General features: G+C 52.3%; 16 protein-coding genes. 11 read left to right on the top strand and 5 right to left on the bottom strand.

The features are described from left to right. Positions 1–120 precede the first annotated feature (120 nt). From EDC56_RS09170 to EDC56_RS09150, 5 genes are all read right to left on the bottom strand, one after another. Positions 121–1,059: a dihydroorotate oxidase gene (locus EDC56_RS09170; RefSeq protein ID WP_123712220.1), complete on the bottom strand. Its 939-nt coding sequence runs from the start codon at positions 1,057–1,059 to the stop codon at positions 121–123. A 101-nt stretch (positions 1,060–1,160) separates the two neighbouring features. Further along, complete coding sequence (locus tag EDC56_RS09165) at positions 1,161–1,442, bottom strand: hypothetical protein (RefSeq protein ID WP_123712219.1); 282 nt, start codon at positions 1,440–1,442, stop codon at positions 1,161–1,163. A gap of 88 nt (positions 1,443–1,530) precedes the next feature. Next, positions 1,531–2,673 carry an N-acetylglucosamine-6-phosphate deacetylase gene (nagA, locus tag EDC56_RS09160; RefSeq protein ID WP_123712218.1) on the bottom strand — a complete coding sequence of 381 codons (1,143 nt, stop codon included), beginning with the start codon at positions 2,671–2,673 and terminating at the stop codon, positions 1,531–1,533. Further along, a complete protein-coding gene (locus EDC56_RS09155; RefSeq protein ID WP_211333629.1) occupies positions 2,673–3,737 on the bottom strand; it encodes an SIS domain-containing protein in 1,065 nt (354 codons plus the stop codon). The genes nagA and EDC56_RS09155 overlap by 1 nt, the downstream gene beginning before the upstream one ends. A gap of 277 nt (positions 3,738–4,014) precedes the next feature. Continuing rightward, positions 4,015–5,040, bottom strand: a complete 1,026-nt coding sequence (locus EDC56_RS09150) for a LacI family DNA-binding transcriptional regulator (RefSeq protein ID WP_123712216.1) — start codon at positions 5,038–5,040, stop codon at positions 4,015–4,017. A gap of 439 nt (positions 5,041–5,479) precedes the next feature. Between EDC56_RS09150 and pgi the strand changes: the two genes are divergently transcribed. The 11 genes from pgi to EDC56_RS09100 all read left to right on the top strand — a co-directional run bounded on the left by pgi (position 5,480) and on the right by EDC56_RS09100 (position 18,269). Beyond that, positions 5,480–7,135 (top strand): glucose-6-phosphate isomerase, encoded by a 1,656-nt coding sequence (pgi, locus tag EDC56_RS09145; RefSeq protein ID WP_123712215.1) that lies wholly within the window; start codon positions 5,480–5,482, stop codon positions 7,133–7,135. A gap of 108 nt (positions 7,136–7,243) precedes the next feature. Further along, complete coding sequence (gene edd, locus EDC56_RS09140) at positions 7,244–9,052, top strand: phosphogluconate dehydratase (RefSeq protein ID WP_123712214.1); 1,809 nt, start codon at positions 7,244–7,246, stop codon at positions 9,050–9,052. A 96-nt stretch (positions 9,053–9,148) separates the two neighbouring features. After that, positions 9,149–10,621, top strand: a complete 1,473-nt coding sequence (zwf, locus tag EDC56_RS09135; protein WP_123712213.1) for a glucose-6-phosphate dehydrogenase — start codon at positions 9,149–9,151, stop codon at positions 10,619–10,621. Continuing rightward, on the top strand, positions 10,621–11,322 hold the full coding sequence (gene pgl / locus EDC56_RS09130; RefSeq protein WP_123712212.1) for a 6-phosphogluconolactonase: 702 nt from the start codon (positions 10,621–10,623) through the stop codon (positions 11,320–11,322). The genes zwf and pgl overlap by 1 nt, the downstream gene beginning before the upstream one ends. Positions 11,323–11,377: 55 nt before the next feature. Beyond that, positions 11,378–11,512, top strand: coding sequence for a hypothetical protein (locus EDC56_RS19945; protein WP_281273345.1), 135 nt, complete (start codon positions 11,378–11,380; stop codon positions 11,510–11,512). Then, positions 11,509–12,144 (top strand): bifunctional 4-hydroxy-2-oxoglutarate aldolase/2-dehydro-3-deoxy-phosphogluconate aldolase, encoded by a 636-nt coding sequence (locus EDC56_RS09125; protein WP_123712211.1) that lies wholly within the window; start codon positions 11,509–11,511, stop codon positions 12,142–12,144. Before EDC56_RS19945 ends, EDC56_RS09125 begins: the two co-directional genes overlap by 4 nt. 166 nt (positions 12,145–12,310) lie before the next feature. Further along, complete coding sequence (gap, locus tag EDC56_RS09120; RefSeq protein WP_123712210.1) at positions 12,311–13,342, top strand: type I glyceraldehyde-3-phosphate dehydrogenase; 1,032 nt, start codon at positions 12,311–12,313, stop codon at positions 13,340–13,342. Positions 13,343–13,445: 103 nt separating this feature from the next. Next, a complete protein-coding gene (pyk, locus tag EDC56_RS09115; protein WP_123712866.1) occupies positions 13,446–14,879 on the top strand; it encodes a pyruvate kinase in 1,434 nt (477 codons plus the stop codon). A 500-nt stretch (positions 14,880–15,379) separates the two neighbouring features. After that, positions 15,380–16,939, top strand: a complete 1,560-nt coding sequence (locus EDC56_RS09110; RefSeq protein WP_211333628.1) for a mechanosensitive ion channel family protein — start codon at positions 15,380–15,382, stop codon at positions 16,937–16,939. Between the two features lie 60 nt (positions 16,940–16,999). After that, on the top strand, positions 17,000–17,689 hold the full coding sequence (locus tag EDC56_RS09105; protein ID WP_123712208.1) for a 16S rRNA pseudouridine(516) synthase: 690 nt from the start codon (positions 17,000–17,002) through the stop codon (positions 17,687–17,689). A gap of 109 nt (positions 17,690–17,798) precedes the next feature. After that, positions 17,799–18,269 carry an FKBP-type peptidyl-prolyl cis-trans isomerase gene (locus EDC56_RS09100; RefSeq protein ID WP_211333627.1) on the top strand — a complete coding sequence of 157 codons (471 nt, stop codon included), beginning with the start codon at positions 17,799–17,801 and terminating at the stop codon, positions 18,267–18,269. Positions 18,270–18,479 lie beyond the last annotated feature (210 nt).

Raw genomic sequence — 18,479 nt, 5'->3', positions numbered from 1 at the left:
AAAAGGCGGCTGAGGCCGTCTTTTTTATGCCGATGAAAGAGGGGAGGAGATGCAGCAAAGCGAGGCTGGTGAGTGTTAGCCTCGCGGAGTGCTGGATTGAAAGGAGGGCGGTCGAGGCTTTTAAAAGGCCTTGAGCTGACCGATCACCTCTTTTATTGACGCATAACCTTTAGCCTCTAATAGCGCTGCGAGCTCATCGTTGATACGCTGAAAACAGCCTTCACCCTGTTGCTGGAAGCTGGTGGCGACCTGTACGGCGCTGGCGCCGGCGAGGGCGTATTCGAAGGCGTCGGTACCGTTGTAGATACCACCAACCCCAACAATATCGATATCGTCGCGTAGACGCTGTCTGAAGGCGTGTACGTTAGCTAGACCAATCGGTTTGACGTATTGGCCACAGAGCCCGCCGAAGCCGCCCTTAGGCTTAATCACCGCACGCTCGGTCTGCGGGTCGATGATGAGGGTATTGCCGATAGAGTTGATGGTGCTGATGAAGGCAATGGGGAAGCGATTGAGGATCTCGGCCATTGAGTCAAAGTGCGACATATCGAAATAGGGGGCCAGCTTAATACCCAGTGGCTTGTCGGTCAGTGAGCAGAGGCGGGTTAGCGAGTTTTCAACTTGCTCGAAGTCGTAGGCCGTCTGTGGCTTGCCAGCGATATTGGGGCAGGAAAAGTTGACCTCTAAGAGGCTGGCGTCACTGCCATCGAAGGCTTTTACCATGGTCTCGTTATCGGCGAGGCTGAGGCCGGAGATGCTAACAACGACGGGCTTGTTATGCTCGAGCAGTTCTGGAACGAGATCGAGATAAGCGTTATAGCCGAGGTTCGGTAGGCCCATTGATTGAATGGCACCGAGCTCGAGGTCGCGATAGCGTGGTTCGGCGTTGCCTTCGCGGGGGAGTATGGTACAGGACTTGGTGACGATGGCGGCAGCATTGCTACGGCCAATCAGGTGCAGCTCTTCGGCGCTGCTGCAGCGTGGTCCAGAGGCGTTCATGACGTAGCTGTCTAGGGTAACTTGACCGATGCTGGATTGCAGCGTGGTGGGGCGTGTCATAGCAGAGTTCTCGCGCGGTAAAAGGGGGATGCCTGAGAAGCAATTTTAGTCTATTCACCGCTGGAGAAGAATGATGTAGGGCAGGAATGCAGTCTGCTGAATTACTTCTTTCCACGCCTAATTGATTGTTTAATAAGTTCTTTGTTGTTTAGTAGCTGCTCTAAGATGATGTTTCGACAGCGTTTGTGTTCGTGGTAACTGTGGCGCACGGCACGAATTAGCGATGCCTTGTTATGGTAGTACTTTTTTTTCTTTTTATTTTCAAAATGGATGTAGGCAAAATCTTGGCAGTCAATCGCCTCAGCGATGTCGAGCAGTAGTTCGGTACTGAGGTGGCTGGCGAGGCGGGGGAATTCCATACCGAAATGTTGGATGACGAGCATGGCTTGATCCTAGGTAGAGGCGGACATGTACGGTGCTGAGACCGTTGTTGGCCGAATGATAGCCGATCATGTCCGCGCAGCAAAGGTTTTAGCTGACGCGGCTGCCCTCGACCCATACCCCTGAGATGTTCAGTTGTTCGTCGACACAGAGAAAAGAGGCTTTGAAGCCGGCACGGATCGAGCCGTAGTCATTTTGTACGCCTAGGCATTCCGCTGGATAGCGGCTGGCCATGCGAATAGCCTCCTGCCAGTCAAGATCGAGCCATTGCACACAGTTGCGTACAGCGCTGATCATATCTAAGTCCGAGCCTGCGAGCGTATCTGCTGCGGTGGCGCAGCGCCCTTCGCTGGCGGTGATCAGCTCGCCATTGAGCGTGAAGCTCTTGCTCTCGGCGCCCACACTGGGCATTGCATCAGTAACCAGCACCATTTTGCCGTTCTGTTTGGCGGCAATAGCGACTTTGAGCGTGGCATTGCTGACGTGATAGCCATCGACGATCAGGCCACACCAGCTGTGTTTGTCTTCTAAGGCGGCACCGACGACGCCGGGCTCACGGCTTTGCATCGGTGTCATGGCGTTAAACAGGTGGGTAAAACCACAGAGGCCTTGCTCGAGGGCGGCCTTGGTCTGTTGATAGTCGGCGCCGGTATGACCGGCGAAGACCAGCACACCACGTTCAGTAAGCTGTCGGATAACGGCAAGCTCGGACTGTTCAGGTGCCATTGTCACCAGCGTCCGGCCATGACGCAGGGCGCTCAGCATGGGGACAAAGTCGTGTTCTAACGCTGAGAAATAATCAGGGTTATGCACCCCTTTGCGACAGGGGTTGAGGAAAGGGCCCTCCAGATGGACACCGAGTACGCCGGCAACCGATTGCTCGATCGCATCGTCGGTAGCCTGTACTGCCGCGGCGATTTTATCATGGCTGTCACTGATCAGCGTCGGTAGCATTGCCACGGTACCGTAGGGCTGATGCGCCTTGACGATCGCTTCGATGCCTGCGGCGCTGGTGTCGTCATTGAATAACACGCCACCACCACCGTTGACCTGAAGGTCGATGAAGCCGGGCACGAGGCGCTTACCGTCTAGGTCGATGATCTCACCGTCGTATTCAGAAGCAGGATCACCGCTGGTGAGGGCGCTGATACGCTCGCCCTCACAGTAGAGCGTGTAGCCATGCAGTACCTCGTCGCCGGTGAAGATGGCGCCGTTGATAAAGGCCTGTTTCATTACATCGTCTCCGTCACCTTGTTGAGGTGTGGTGGGGTATCTGGGTTATAGCCGCGGGCAACGGACAATGCGTTGACCAGCTTGTAGAAACTTTGCACCAGTAAGATGGGCTCGATAGCGGGGTGGTAGTCACCGACAACGGGTAGGCGCCAAGGGGCTGGCTCGCCACGTGCGGCGATGTGTAATTTGCTGCCACGGGCGAGGAAGTCTTCGACCAGGTCGTGCATGCCTGACTGGGTTTCGTCTTCCTGGGACATCATCAGAATCGGGAAGCCTTCATTAACGATGGCCATCGGGCCATGTTTGACCTCGGCAGAGCTGAAAGATTCGGCGTGTAGGCCACAGGTCTCCTTGAACTTTAGGGCGGCCTCTTGAGCAATGCCATAGCCAAAACCACGGCTGATGACGAACATGTTGGTGGCATCTTGCAGCGTCGCGAGGGCGGGTGTCCAGTCGAGCTGCCAGGCCTTGCTGAGCTGTGCGGGCAGGTCGTGTAAGTGCTCTTGTAGCTCGGTGTTATCAGACCAGACTGAGGCGAGGTGCATGATGGCGCTGAGTGTGGCGATATAGCTCTTAGTCGCGGCGACACTGAGCTCTGGGCCGGCGTGCAGCGGAATTAAAATGTCGGCTCGCTCAGCAAGCGGTGAGTCAGCGACGTTGACCATGGCGAGGATGGTGGCGCCGTTAGCGCGTGCCTGATCGACATTGTGTAACAGGTCGGGGCTGGCGCCGGACTGGGAAAAGGCGATATATAGCACCCCATCTAAGTTCTGCTTAGAACCGTAGACGGAGCTGATCGAGGGTGAAGCCGAGGAGGTTAGTATACCCAGCTGGGACTCGAATACGTATTTGGCGTAGGTCGCCGCGTGGTCAGAGCTACCGCGGGCACAGGTAACGATAGCGCGTGGGGCTAGGGCCTTAAGTCGCTCGACGGCGGCAACAATCGCGGTTTGGTTTGCGGCGAGCTGACGCTGTACGACGGCGGCGGCGGAGGCGGCCTCTTGGTACATGAGCGTATCTTCGGCCGCGAGTGGGGCTGAGCTGTGGGTGCTAGTAACTGACATCGTAGTAGGTTCCATTGGCCAAGATTTGGGGGCGAGTTAGTCGCCGCAATAATTCTTATAAGTGCTCGAGGTCTTGCCTCGTTGCTATCGTTGGAGAGTCATAGCGAAAGTAACGACAAAACCAAAATGATAGCGCTGTCATTTTGGCTTTTTATTGCTGCTTTGTAAAGTCGAAAGATGCAAATGACTGTTGATTAGTTCGCTATGGTGGCGATCTCTGACGTTGATATGTATTGCTAGGCTATTGTTATAGCATGTTTTTAAGCGTAGTAAGTGCTTAGTGAGCGGCGGTAGAGTCGCGTACAACGATTTGTGGTTCGAAGTGGCGGTTCTCTGGCTGCTCTTTGCCACTTGCGGTGCGACGAAGACTGCTGATCAGCATTGAGGTAGCAAGCTGGGCAATCTCGTTATTGGGCTGCTGGGCGGTCGTTAACTTAGGCCAGGTCTGTCGGGAGAAGGGGCTATCCTCGAAGCCGGCGATGGAGACCTCTTCTGGCACCTCGACACCCATTAAACGGGCGGCGAAGAGGGCGCCAGCAGCGATCTCATCGTTACAGGCAAAGATGGCGCTGGGTTTTTTCTGTTTGCCAGAGAGCAATTGCTTCGCACCCTCGACACCGGACTCGAAGGAATAGCTGCCCTCTATCACGAGCTTTTTGTCGTAGCGGATGTGGTTCTGTTTGAGGGCGGCTTGGTAGCCCTTGAAGCGCTCGCCGGTAGATTTATGGCCTTTGTCGCCAGAGATGAAGGCAATTCTTTCGTGACCGTAGTTGATCATGTGCTCGGTGATGTTGCTGGCGGCTTTGGCATCGTCGATGGAAATGTGGGCGATATGCGGGTGCGTCTTAGCATCGCCCGAGATGATGCGTACGAGCTCGACATCGAGTTGCTCTAGGGCGTTGAGAATATCTGGGGATTCAGAGAAGGGCGGCGTGAGTACTAGGCCGGCCACACGGGAGGAGCGCACCATCTCTTTGAGTTCATCAATGATCGTTTCCGAGCGCGCGCTACAGGGGTGAATGATGAGGTCATAACCTCTATTTTTACACTCGTTTAAGATGCCGTTCTGCATATCGATGACGTAGTAGGCGTTGGGGTTGTCATAGATGAAGCCAATAGCGTAGGACTTGTTGCCTGCTAGGTTGCGTGCAGCTAAGTTGGGTTGGTAATTGAGCTCTTTGACTGCGACCCAGACTTTATCGGCAGTCTGCTTGCGGACGGTAGGTTCTTTATTGATGACCCGTGAAACGGTCTTGATCGATACGCCGGCTAGGGCTGCTACGTCATTGATAGTCGCTTTCATTCTATTCCTATTGTCTACCGGTATTATCCGCTAGCGGTCGAGATGAGGGTGAGTCAATTACCCGGTGTCTTCGTACGGCTTTGCTTCCAATAGCCGACGGATGATGATTCGTTAATGCCTTGTCGCCGGCACTGCGTGTAATAATCGCAGCACCATTACGATATGCTATGCAGAGGCATAAATTAGCGCGCGGTTAGATGTTTGGCGGGCTCGCATCAGGCATATTTATGAACGATAAACTTATCGCCGTCAATATTAACCTCGTGATTCTAACAAAAGCTTTGTGTGGGGCACAGTGTTGATGGTGAGCGCCTAGCGAGGCGGCAAAGGCTTTTTGACAGCGTTGTCATTTGCGGTTGACAGCGTTGTCATTTGGGCTTATTGTTGAACTTATGTTACCTGTCGCCATAACAACAACAGCGAGGTTATCAGAGTCTTAATGAGTAGTCCCAGTCAGTTATCCAGTTGGAAGGCGCTAGAAGTGCTAGCGCAGAAATCGGCCGATGTGTCGCTGTCTTCACTGTTTGAGAAGGATCCAGAGCGTTTCGATAAGTATGCTATTGAGCTGCCTTATATGTTGCTGGACTACTCGAAGAACCGTATCGACGACGAGGTCAAGTCGCGGTTAATCGAGTTGGCCGAGCAGTCGGACCTAGTTAAATGGCGCAGTCGTTTCTTTAATGCGGAGTCGATTAATAAGACGGAACAACGTCCGGTACTGCACATGGCTCTGCGTGGCAGCGTCGATGAGTCGTTGCGCATCGATGAGGATAATATTAGTGAGCTGGTGAATAACGAGCTCGCCGCGGTGAAGAACTTTGTTCGTCAAGTTCGCAGCGGTGAGTGGCGTGGTTACACCGGAAAATGGATTACCGATGTAGTGACCCTCGGTGTAGGGGGCTCAAACCTTGGGCCGCAGATGATCAGTGAAGCGCTGCGTGGGTATAGCGATAATCGGTTTCAGGTGCACTACGTTTCTAATGCTGATGGTGTGCAGATAAACAATGCATTAACGACACTAAACCCGCATACCACGCTTTTTATTATTTCATCGAAGACGTTTACTACTGCCGAGACAATGCGCAACGCCAATACGGCCAAGCATTGGTTGGAACAGTGTGGTGCGAATCAAGGCGACATCAAAAATCACTTTGTCGCCGTCACCGCTGATGCAGCACGAGCGACTCGCTTTGGCATTAGCGCCGATAATATTTTTAGTATGTGGGACTGGGTGGGTGGGCGCTTTTCACTGTGGTCATCTATTGGCTTGCCAATAGCGCTGGAGCTTGGCTTTGATATGTTTGCCCGTTTACTCGACGGTGCCAACATGATGGACAAGCACTTTCAGACGGCGCCGTTTGCCGAGAATGCGCCGGTGATGTTGGCACTCGTGGGTATTTGGAATAGCACGTTCTTGGGACGAGGCAGTCACGCTATTTTACCCTACGATCAATCGCTGCATATGTTACCCGCCTACCTTCAGCAAGCGGAGATGGAGAGTAACGGCAAGTCTGTGCGCTGGAGTGGTGAGAAAGTCGACTACTCGACCTGCCCGATTCTTTGGGGGCAGCTTGGCATTAATGGTCAGCACGCTTTTTATCAGTTGTTGCACCAAGGGACACAGGTTGTCCCTGCAGATTTTATTGGCTCGGTTGAAAGTGTTGATCCGGTCGATGGTCATCACGACCTGTTGATGGCGAACTTTTTTGCCCAGACGCAAGCGCTGATGGATGGCGTTAATGAACGCCAGGTGGCTGATCAGCTGCGTGCCGGTGGTACAGAGGAGGAGCGTATTGCTGAGCTGGTGACCCATAAAGTGCATCAAGGTAATCGCCCCTCAAACACGATTTTGCTGGATAAGATCACCCCGGAGTCGATCGGTGCGCTGGTGGCAATGTATGAACACAAGATCTTTGTTCAAGGTGTTATCTGGCAGGTGTGCTCGTTTGATCAGTGGGGTGTGGAACTCGGTAAGATGTTAGCCAAGCGCATCGAAAAAGAGCTGCATGATGAGACTCTAAACCCCGATCACGATAGCTCGACGCGTAACCTGATCGATCGTTATAAACGAGTGAAGGGCGAGGCTAAGAAATAGGGGTTAGCTAAAATTAACAGCGTGAAAGGTGCTGTGAAAAACAACGGTAATGGTACTCGGTGTATGATTATACACACCGATTAATAGCGAGAATACGGGGTTTTCGAGATGTTGAATACAACGATAGATAGAGTGACCAAACGCATAGCACAGCGTAGTGAGGGTACTCTGGAGCGCTATCGACAGAAGGTGCAGGCAGCGCGTCATAGCGGCGTTAGCCGTGAGCGTTTATCCTGCGGTAATCTTGCCCACGGTTTTGCTGCCTGCGCAGAGCCGCAGAAAGAACTTTTGGCCGTGAACCGTGCGGCCAACATCGGCTTAGTCTCTGCATACAACGACATGCTTTCGGCCCACCAACCTTATTTTGATTACCCTGAGCAGATCAAGCGGGTGGCACAGCAGCATGGTGCCAGTTGTCAGTTTGCCGGAGCCGTACCCGCGATGTGCGACGGTGTCACGCAGGGGCGTGACGGTATGGAACTGTCGCTGATGAGCCGCGAAGTGGTGGCGATGGCGACTGCGGTTGCCCTATCTCACGACATGTTTGATGGCGCGATGATGATGGGTATCTGCGATAAAATTGTCCCAGGGTTGTTGATGGGGGCGCTGTCTTTTGGTCATCTACCAACGATTTTTGTACCTGCAGGGCCGATGAGTTCGGGTATCCCCAATGCCGAGAAGGCAAAGGTGCGTCAACAGTACGCTAAAGGTGAAGTGAGCAAGGAGCGAATGCTGGAAGTGGAGGCGGCTTCTTATCACTCCGCAGGTACTTGTACTTTCTACGGCACAGCCAACAGTAATCAGATGTTGATGGAGATTATGGGGCTGCAATTGCCGGGTAGTTCATTTGTGTCGCCGGTCTCGGAGTTACGACCTCTGCTGACAGACTTAGCGACAGAGCAGTTGTTAGAAAATATCGAGAACGACCGTATTCTCGCCGAGATTGTCGGTGTAGAAACGATTGTTAACGGCCTCATCGGGCTGTTATCCACAGGTGGCTCGACGAATCACCTGATTCATATGGTGGCGATCGCTGCTGCCGCCGGCATTCAGATTGATTGGCAGGATATTGCCGAGCTTTCTTCTGCGGTCCCTCTGCTTTGTCGAATTTACCCTAACGGCTCTGCCGATATTAACCATTTTCAGCAGGCCGGTGGTATGCCGTTCTTGATGCGTGAGCTGGTAGACAACGGTCTATTGCATAACGACGTACAGACTGTCCGAGGCGAGAGTTTAGATGCCTATCGACAGCAGCCTAGTGTCGGTCCGTCGGACAAAATAGTTTGGCAACCGGTTGCTGCAGAGAGTGCCGATAAGGCGGTGCTGACGACGGTAGCAGAGGCCTTTGACAGCAGTGGTGGACTGAAATTACTCGAGGGTAATATTGGCCGCAGTGTGATCAAGCTGTCGGCGGTAGCGGAACAGCATCATCGAGTATCGGCGCCGGCGAAGGTCTTTGAGTCGCAGCAGGCGCTGAAAGATGCCTTCGAGCAGGGGTTGTTGAATAGTGACTTTATTGCTGTGGTGCGTTATCAGGGGCCGCAAGCTAACGGTATGCCAGAGCTGCATCAGTTGATGACAGTGTTGGGAGCGTTGCAGGATGCTGGACACAAGGTTGCATTGGTCACCGATGGTCGCATGTCGGGTGCTTCGGGCAAGGTGCCGGCGGCGATGCATATGGTACCGGAAGCGCTTGCCGGTGGTGTGATTGCCAAGATTCGAGAGGGTGACTTAGTAACGCTCGATGCCGCGAACGGGCAGTTAAATATAGAGGTAACAGCAGAACAGTTGGCTGAACGTCAGGTTAAACACCCAGATTTAGTGTCGAACAATACAGGTATGGGGCGAGAGTTATTTGCGCCCATGCGCAGCTTGATGAATGGTGCTGAGCAGGGCGCGACGATTTTCCGTTGGTAGCGATTGGGCGCCGAAGCAGGCGCTGATAATGAAACATCAATATTAAAACTGAGTGTTAGCCAAGGGCTCAATACTCTCAGAATAAGTAGTATAGATATGGCGAAAGTAGAGGCGTTTGACATAGTAATCTTCGGCGGCTGCGGCGATCTGTCGCTACGCAAGCTGATGCCGGCACTATACCGAGGCTACCTGGAGGGAAGCTATAGCGATGATTGTCGCATTGTTCCCACCTGCCGTAATAAAAAAGATGTGGACGGCTTCACGACGACATTGACGGTGGCGTTGAAGCAACATCTTTCAGCCGATGAGTACAACGAGGCACTGGTTGAGAAGTTCATTGCGTTGGTGAGGCCCTGTGTGGTCGATATCACCAAGCATGATAAGCACTGGCAAGGGCTGGCCGACACGCTCTCTGCGGCGGATCATCAGTCGCGTATTTTCTATATGGCCGTTGCGCCAGCGATCTACGGGGTGGCTTGTAAGCATCTGTCGAAGCAAGGCTTGATTAATGACAGTGCCCGTGTGGTGGTGGAAAAGCCGATCGGTTATGACGGCAAAACGGCGGCGCAGATTAACGATGCGGTGGCGGAGTTTTTTACGGAACAGCAGATTTATCGTATCGACCATTACCTTGGTAAAGAGACGGTACAGAACCTGATGGCGCTACGATTCACTAATGTGATTTTTGAGCAGCTGTGGGATGCGAAGTCGATCGATCATGTGCAGATCAGTATTTCAGAGACGGTGGGCTTAGAGGGGCGAGCTGGCTTTTACGACGGCGCGGGTGCGTTGCGTGACATGGTGCAAAACCACCTGTTGCAGCTACTGTGCTTGGTCGCAATGGAGTCGCCGAACAAGCTGGATGCCAATAGTATTCGAGCAGAGAAACTCAAAGTGTTAGAAGCTCTTCGGCCACTGGTTGGTGAGGATGTAGAAAAGCATACTGTTCGTGGTCAGTATGTGGCGGGGGCACACGGTGATGACCTAGTCCCTGGCTATTTGGAGGAGCTCGGAGCACCGCATAGCAATACTGAGACCTTTGTAGCCATCAAAGCCCAAATCGATAACTGGCGCTGGTCGAAGGTACCGTTCTACTTGCGTACGGGAAAGCGTTTACGTAGCCGCAGTGCAGAGATTGTTATTCAGTTTAAAGATGTCTCGCACCATGTTTATGATGATTCGGTAGGTGCACTTGCGCCGAACAAGCTGATTATTCGTCTGCAGCCGAATGAGAATATTAAGCTGACTATGATGACTAAAGACCTGTCGAGCCTCGAGACCAAGCTTAAGCCTGTCAGTCTTAACTTAGATTTCTCCGATACCTACGAGGACTTTAAGAGTGATGCTTATAAGCGTTTGTTGCTTGATGTGGCAGCGAACAATCCCGCGCTATTTATTCATCGTGATGAGGTTGATTGTGCCTGGGGCTGGATTGACCCAATCATCGAGCAATGGGTGAAAACAGACCATAGCCCAGATCTTTATCGTGCCGGTAGTTGGGGCCCGAGCGCCGCCGACAAGTTGATACTCGATGATGGTCGACGCTGGTACTGCGGTGGAGAACGTTAATGCTACATGAACATTTTTATGCCAGCAGAGCACAGTTGTTTGATGCGCTGTCACGGCACTGTCTTAAGGCGATTAGTCAGAACATGGAATCTGATCGAGCTTTGGTGTTTCTTTCGGGGGGAAGTACACCGAAACCGCTCTATCAGATTCTGGCTAACTCGCCGCTTAATTTTTCTGCTATCGATTGGTTGATGGTGGATGAACGCTGGGTTGACTATCAGCACGAGGCGAGCAACCAGCGTTTTATCGACGATTGTTTTAGTAGCGCTAGCGGCTTCGCGTTGCGGGGAATGAAAAATTCTCAGCCTAATCCGTCGGCAGGTTTGCGCGAACTTGAGGCGTCATATCAAGCGGTAAAGTCTCGCTCCGATATATGTATCTTAGGTATGGGGCCCGATGGCCATACAGCCTCGTTGTTTCCGCAGGCCGCAGGCTTGAAGCAGGCCCTGGCCGATGACTGCGAGCAACGTGTTTGCGCGATCGAGGCGAGACCGTCTGCTGTGACCGGCAGCCACGTGCAGCGGGCAACATTGAGCATCAACGCCATTATTGATAGCAATAATCTTATTTTATTAATCACCGGAGAGGAGAAGCTCGCCGTTTATCAAGCAGCAAAGTCCGCTGCGGATAGTATAGAAACGCCGGTGGCGGCAGTGTTACAGCAGCAGCACACCGATGTACATGTGTATTGGTCCCCCTAGCGTTGGTGCCGCTAGGTTTACCTCGTCTACCAGGGTAAGCGAGGCTTTTTATTCAGTGATCGACAGTACACTGACTGTTGGTGACGAGGCAGTATCGGCGACGTTATCGCGTCATGACAAGAGGGTACTGTTTAAACGAGATAAGAATGTCGGGGGTGATCCTGCCGACGGTAAGAGGAGAAAGCAATGAGCGTGCAACATGGATTGGATGAAGTATTGGCGATAAGCCCAGTCATACCTGTACTGGTGATCGATAACATTGAAGATGCGCTACCGTTAGCCAGGGCGCTGAGCGCGGGCGGGTTAAAAGTGTTAGAGGTGACGCTGCGTACCGAGGCGGCATTGCAGGCAATCACCGAGTTGCGTGCAGCTTGCCCCGAGTTAATTATTGGGGCAGGTACTATTTTAAATTCTGAACACTATCGCCAAGCGGTGGCGGCAGGTAGCCAGTTTATTGTCAGCCCTGGTGTCTGTGAAGAAGTTTTGCAGGAAGCGGAGAAACATGACGTGCCGCTGTTGCCTGGTGCTAGCACGCTATCGGAAATGATGGCCCTGTTGGCCAGAGGCTATCAAACACTGAAGTTCTTTCCGGCAGAGCTTAACGGCGGTGCAAAGTTTCTTAAAACGGTCGGTGCTGTTATTCCTCAGTTACGTTTTTGCCCAACTGGAGGTATCTCCCCGTCTAACGCCGGTGATTATTTGCAGCTCGATAATGTTGCCTGCATTGGTGGCTCCTGGATGGCATCGGGAGCGCTGGTCGCAGAGAAACAGTGGCAAAAGATCAGTGCCGATAGTGCGGCAGCGGTTGCATTAAAGAACTAGCTCAGTTTTTTAGCGCTAGTAAACGAAAAAAAGAATTTAATTTTTTAGGCGGGCATCGTTGAGATGTCCGAGGGTGGCCTCTCTTCACCCGCGATTTTGCCTGAGCTTATGCGCTGGTTGCTCGGGCATTGAAAATAACAACGTCAGAGTAATAAAGGATTGTAAAATGATTATTAAAGTTGCAATTAATGGTTATGGTCGAATTGGTCGTAATGTTCTTCGTGCTCTCTATGAAAACAATTACCGTGAACGTGTACAAATCGTCGCTATCAATGATCTGGGCTCTCCGGAGACGGCAACCCACCTAACGAAATACGATTCGGTGCACGGTCGTTTCCCCGGTGAAGTCTGCTATGAAGGCAGTGAAATGATGATCATGGGGGATGCGGTGAAGATGTTGTCGGAGCGTGATCCGAAGCAGCTGCCCTGGGCTGAACTCGAGGTGGATGTGGTGCTTGAGTGTACCGGGCTGTTTACGCGCAGAGAGCAGGCGGCACAGCACCTTGAGGCAGGCGCAAAGCGTGTGGTTATTTCCGCGCCGGCGGCTGATGCCGATGCGACTATCGTCTTTGGCGTCAACCAAGGAGAGCTCTCCTCATCTAGCCGGATCATCTCTAATGCCTCCTGTACGACAAACTGCCTAGCCCCCATGGCGAAAGTTTTAGATGAGGGTATTGGAATTGAACAAGGGGCGATGACGACGATTCACGCTTACACCAATGACCAAAACCTCAGCGATGTGAGCCATAAAGATATTTACCGTGCGCGTTCGGCGACGCAGTCGATGATCCCAACAAAAACTGGTGCGGCGAGCGCTGTCGGTCTGGTGCTACCAGCATTACAGGGCAAGATCGATGGTATGGCGGTGCGGGTACCGACGGTCAATGTATCGCTGGTTGATTTTCACTTTATTGCCAGTCGCGATACGACGGTGGAAGAGGTTAACCGGCTGATGCAGGAGGCCTCGACACAGCAGCTTAAGGGGGTGTTGGATTATAATACCGAGCCCCTCGTATCGATTGACTTCAATCACTCCAGTGCTTCGTCAAACTTTGACGCCACCCAGACCGTGGTCAACGGGCGCTGGGTCAAGGTGATGTCTTGGTATGACAATGAATGGGGTTTTTCTAATCGAATGCTCGATACGACACTGGCTCTGATGGCCTCGGCAGCGGTGGCTAACGATGCAGCAGCATAATGCTTCAGAAGATAGCGCAGCCCCTATTAACGCAGTAGCGACGAGCGCAGAGGTGACGGTGATTGAGCAGGAGTTAACCGCGACTAGAATGCAGCCACAGGCGCTGCAAAAGCGCAGTAAAATCGTCGCTACCTTGGGACCGGCAAGCGAATCGCGTGAGGTGATTCGCGATTTAATTCGCGCCGGCGTTAACGTCGTGCGCTTGAATTTCTCCCACGGCAGTGCTGAGGAGCACGCATTACGTGCCCAGATAGTGCGAGAAGAGGCGGCAAAGCTCGGTCAATTTGTAGCGGTGTTGGGTGACCTGCAAGGGCCGAAGATTCGTGTGGCACGTTTCAAGGAACAGCGTATTGAGCTCACTCGTGGCGATCAGTTCAGCTTGGACGCGAACCTCGATCGGACGATGGGTGACCAGCGGCAAGTGGGGATAGATTATGCGGCATTAGCTGATGACTGTGTGCTGGGTGATACCTTATTGTTAGACGACGGCAGAGTGCAGTTGGTGGTTGAGAAGATCGATGCTGGGCGGCTTGACTGCCGGGTGACTGTCGGCGGTCCGCTCTCGAATAACAAGGGGATCAACCGTCAGGGGGGAGGTTTATCGGCGCCGGCGTTAACGGAGAAGGACTTGGCGGATATTTGTTTGGCCGCCGCTATCGATGTTGACTATTTAGCAGTGTCGTTCCCCCGTTCTGCCGAAGATATCGAGATTGCTCGCCGACACCTTAGTCGGTCAGGCAGCGCCGCCTTGATCGTGGCGAAGCTGGAGCGCGCTGAGGCGGTCAACGATCATGATGTGCTCGATCAGATTATTCTAGCCTCTGACGCGGTGATGGTGGCGCGTGGTGACTTGGGTGTCGAGATCGGCGATGCAGAGTTAATTGGTGTACAGAAACACATCATCTCCCGTGCTCGTACTTTGAATCGGATGGTCATCACGGCGACGCAGATGATGGAGTCGATGATCGAAAATTCGATGCCGACGCGGGCGGAGGTGTTTGATGTCGCGAATGCCGTAATCGACGGTACCGATGCGGTGATGCTATCGGCGGAATCGGCGGCGGGAGCCTATCCGGTGCAGGCGGTCGAGGCGATGACCAGGGTTATTCTCGGTGCGGAGAAGCACCCGGCGGTAGGGCAGTCTGGCCACAGGATGCATCAGGGGTTCAGCCGTGTCGACGAATCGATTGCGATGTCGGTGATGTATGCGGCCAATCATCTCGAGGGCGTCAAGGCGATTGTCTGCATGACAGAGTCGGGTTTCACGCCTCGAATCATGTCACGTATCAGTTCTCGTCTACCCATTTTTGCCTTTGCTCGTCACGCACGTACTCGGCATCAACTGGCGCTGTGCCGCGGCGTGCAAGCGGTTGATGCTGATATGCTATCAAGCTCTACGGAAGAGTTGCAGCGTTGGGTGAGTGCGACACTGCAGCGGCTCGGCACGGCGAGCGCAGGCGACTTGGTGATCGTCGCTAACGGACATAATGATCATTGTCATGGCGGTACGAATACGATGAGTATTATTCGCCTTTAATGCTATAACCCATCTTGTCTCGTTAATTTGCTTGGCCCTCTTCTCTAGGTTGCTACCGTACCTAGGGAGGAGGGCTTTTTAATGTCTTGTTGTCTCCTCTTTTTCTTCCTATGTTTCAGGTGTTTGTGCTGATCGTTTGGCGAGCTAATAGCCGCTATTACAAGCGTTGCGAGTATGGACTAACTCGCAAGGCCTGCTGATGCCGGTGATTGCTGTGTTGGCTTATAGGTTTCTCTGAACTTGCTAGGCTTATAGTGAACTGTCTGTCACTGATTAGCTGTTTCACGACAGGTGAAGGCACGGCTGTAGCCCGGGTTGACGAGGGCGCGGTCGACATTATTTGCCGGTTCGTTGAGGTGGTTTGGATATGATGACAAGCAAATCCAGTAATATTCCGCCGCACTTTGTCGTTTATTAGGGGCTTATCTATGCTGCGTCTGTTTTCTTGCTTACTTCTGTTTACTTTGCTGTTTAATAATTCATCGGTTCAAGCGGACACGATGGAGGATTTCGCAGAGGCGGCGACGTTGCAGAGGTCGATAACCAATGACTTAGAAACGTTGGGGGTTAAGAAGGGAGAGTTGGCAAGCTTTGCGGAGTACCGCCTGAATAGTGATGTCAATCGCTTCCACAGCCAGCTAAAAGACCTGATGAATAAGAAACATCAGAATAAAGAGTTGTTGATGCCTCTGGTGAGTGGCTATCTCGCACAGCTCAAGAAAGTGAATGATTATTATTGGGAGCAGAGAAAACAGCTCGGTATCAATAGTGGTCAGGCCGACGATGCCGATATTATGATGCAGCTATCGACGCTTGAGGGGCGGCGAGATGTGATTTATAGCGCGAGATACGCTGCCCTGGAGTGGGCTGGCAAGCTGGGTGTTGAGGTCGGCGACGAAACCGAGCGACTAACAACCACCCTCATGCGGCGAGGTAATAGATTCAGCAGCATGGCACGCTTTACCCAAGAAAAGCTCAAGGAAGCGACCAAAGAGCTGAGTAAAGCCGGGGAAAAGGCGACAGATGCACAGCGGACGCTGGTGGCACAGTTGACCAAGCGCTTGGCACAGACCAGTGCCAGCTTAAGTCTTGTGATCGATCTGCTTGATGATTCAGACAAAGATACCTCGGCGTTAAAGAAGGCCTTGTTGAGCGCCTCGGGCGAAATTACGCAAGACGTATTGAACGTTAAGGTTGTTAAAGGCCTTGCTGATGGTTGGCTGGATTCGCTTTCAACGCTATTAATAGAGCATGGCCCCGATGCGCTCTTTAAATTATTTGTCTTTATTTCGATCCTCTTTGCCACCTATTTGTTGAGTAAAGGTGTCGGGAAAATGGTTCGTGTGGTGGTTGGCCACTCCAAAATGAGACTCAGCCGCTTGCTGGTAGAGTTTATCGTTTCGCTGTCGCGCAAGATTGTGCTGGTGATCGGCGCTCTGGTCGCCCTCTCTCAGTTGGGTATTCAGATGGGGGCGTTGCTCGCCGGTTTCGGTGTGGTCGGTGTGATTATTGGCTTTGCCCTGCAGGATACGCTGGCTAATTTCGCCTCGGGATTGATGATATTAATCTATCGCCCGTATGATGTTGGCGACCTGATCAGTACCGGTGGTGTCACAGGCGTTGTCAGCCATATGAGTTTAGTTTCAACCATTGTAAAGACGCTCGATAATCAGCGATTGATTATCCCCAATAATAGAATTTGGTGTGACACGATTAATAACCGGACTATTGAAGGGCGTCGCCGTGTCGATATGACCTTTGGCATTGGTTATAGCGAAAACATTGAGAAAGCAGAGGCTATTTTCGAAGAGATTATACTGGCGCACCCACTTGTGTTGGAGCACCCTGAACCCATGGTTAAAGTGCACCAGCTCGGTGAGTCATCCGTCGACTTCGTGGTGCGCCCCTGGGTGAAACCGGATGATTATTGGCCGGTGTATTGGGATGTGACACGTGCCGTGAAGGTGCGCTTTGACGAGGAAGGCATTGTTATTCCATTTCCGCAGCGCGATGTGCATATTTACAAAACCACACAAATTAAAGACGAAGGCGCAGTTTAAGCTGCGGCGCTATTGGTTACTGATCGCTGCATAAAGCCCTTTATGGCATAATCCGTGACTATGAGAATTGATCGTTTTATCAGTAATAATAGTTGTTATAGCCGTAAAGATGTTCGCAAGCTGATTAGTCAGCGTCGAGTGACGATCGATGACCTGCGGGTTGTCAGTGTCAGTAGTCGTGTGACAGCAGAGGCTGTTGTTCGTCTCGACGATGAGATCGTGGAGGCGCGGGGCGAGCGCTATTTCATGCTGCATAAACCGGCAGGCTATCTGAGTGCATCGAGTGATGGGCATCACCAACTGGTGTTTGATTTGTTGACGGATGAAGACTGTAGCGAGCTACATGTTGCAGGCCGCTTAGACTTAGATACCACTGGCCTACTGTTAATCTCCAGTGATGGTCAGTGGAGTCACCGTGTTACCTCGCCGAAGAAAAAAGTCGGTAAGTGCTATCGAGTCACCGCTGCCGATCCCGTAACAGATGACTATGTGCAGCAGTTTGCTGAAGGGGTTTACCTGCGTTACGACGATGTCACTACACGCCCAGCAGAGTTTGTGATAACCGGTAGCCATGAGGGGCTGCTGACAATACATGAGGGGCGCTATCACCAGGTGAAGCGAATGTTTGCAGCACTCGGTAACCGGGTGGAGGAACTGCACCGAGAAAGCATTGGCCTACTGCCACTTGATGATGGTCTCGCGCCAGGGGAATACCGTGCTCTAACCTCGGAAGAGGTGGCTTTGTTTTAGTGCCGCAGCTTGTATACCTGGAGTGCCAGTCCCAGCTTCTCCTCTCATGGTTGCAGTGCTTCGGCCCGCCCCCTATAATCGGCAAACATTTATCTTATTGGAGCGATTGATGTCTATAGTCAATGCTAACAGTGTTATCTCTATCCATTACACCCTGCGTAACGAAGAGGGAGAGACGCTAGACAGCTCAGAGGGGCAGCAGCCGCTTAATTACTTGCACGGTGCGGGTAATATTATTCCTGGGTTAGAGAATGCGCTGGCCGGTTTAAATACGGGCGATAGCTTCTCTGTCACCGTACAGCCAGAACAGGGCTACGGTGAGCTGAATCCAGATATGATTCAAAAGGTGCCAAGGTCAGCCTTCGAAGGCTTCGAAGGTGAGTTGGTTGCAGGCATGCCGTTGACTGCTAGCGGTGCCAACGGTGAGACCATGAACGTGACGATTATTGAAGTTGATGATGAGCACGTCACGGTTAATGGTAACCACCCGCTTGCCGGTATGGTACTTTGTTTCAGCGGTACCGTTGAAGCGGTTCGTGAAGCGACTAGCGAAGAGCTTGAGCACGGCCACGCACATTAATCGTTGCCTACTATCGCGTGTGGGCTGAGCCTATGCGCGATAGGCCTCTTACTTAATTAGTCCCCCTGCTATACTTTTTGCCCTACCGTAAGCTAGTTATCTATAGTCCAGTATCTTCTTAATCATAATAAAACGCGCTAACTAACCCGTCATAATACTGTTATGAAGAGGCTATAATAGCCCCTTGAAGAGCGTGTCGTCGTTTTTGCT

The sequence above is a fragment of the Sinobacterium caligoides genome, from assembly GCF_003752585.1.
GTDB lineage: Bacteria > Pseudomonadota > Gammaproteobacteria > Pseudomonadales > Sinobacteriaceae > Sinobacterium > Sinobacterium caligoides.
This window is presented reverse-complemented; position numbering and strand designations above follow the sequence as displayed.

What these genes read in the sequence shown, in the direction of transcription:
- EDC56_RS09170 (WP_123712220.1), bottom strand. Translation starts at nt 1,059, where the DNA reads ATGACACGCCCCACCACGCTGCAATCCAGCATCGGTCAAGTTACCCTA.
- EDC56_RS09165 (WP_123712219.1), bottom strand. Translation starts at nt 1,442, where the DNA reads ATGCTCGTCATCCAACATTTCGGTATGGAATTCCCCCGCCTCGCCAGC.
- nagA (WP_123712218.1), bottom strand. Translation starts at nt 2,673, where the DNA reads ATGAAACAGGCCTTTATCAACGGCGCCATCTTCACCGGCGACGAGGTA.
- EDC56_RS09155 (WP_211333629.1), bottom strand. Translation starts at nt 3,737, where the DNA reads ATGTCAGTTACTAGCACCCACAGCTCAGCCCCACTCGCGGCCGAAGAT.
- EDC56_RS09150 (WP_123712216.1), bottom strand. Translation starts at nt 5,040, where the DNA reads ATGAAAGCGACTATCAATGACGTAGCAGCCCTAGCCGGCGTATCGATC.
- pgi (WP_123712215.1), top strand. Translation starts at nt 5,480, where the DNA reads ATGAGTAGTCCCAGTCAGTTATCCAGTTGGAAGGCGCTAGAAGTGCTA.
- edd (WP_123712214.1), top strand. Translation starts at nt 7,244, where the DNA reads ATGTTGAATACAACGATAGATAGAGTGACCAAACGCATAGCACAGCGT.
- zwf (WP_123712213.1), top strand. Translation starts at nt 9,149, where the DNA reads ATGGCGAAAGTAGAGGCGTTTGACATAGTAATCTTCGGCGGCTGCGGC.
- pgl (WP_123712212.1), top strand. Translation starts at nt 10,621, where the DNA reads ATGCTACATGAACATTTTTATGCCAGCAGAGCACAGTTGTTTGATGCG.
- EDC56_RS09125 (WP_123712211.1), top strand. Translation starts at nt 11,509, where the DNA reads ATGAGCGTGCAACATGGATTGGATGAAGTATTGGCGATAAGCCCAGTC.
- gap (WP_123712210.1), top strand. Translation starts at nt 12,311, where the DNA reads ATGATTATTAAAGTTGCAATTAATGGTTATGGTCGAATTGGTCGTAAT.
- EDC56_RS09110 (WP_211333628.1), top strand. Translation starts at nt 15,380, where the DNA reads ATGGAGGATTTCGCAGAGGCGGCGACGTTGCAGAGGTCGATAACCAAT.
- EDC56_RS09105 (WP_123712208.1), top strand. Translation starts at nt 17,000, where the DNA reads ATGAGAATTGATCGTTTTATCAGTAATAATAGTTGTTATAGCCGTAAA.
- EDC56_RS09100 (WP_211333627.1), top strand. Translation starts at nt 17,799, where the DNA reads ATGTCTATAGTCAATGCTAACAGTGTTATCTCTATCCATTACACCCTG.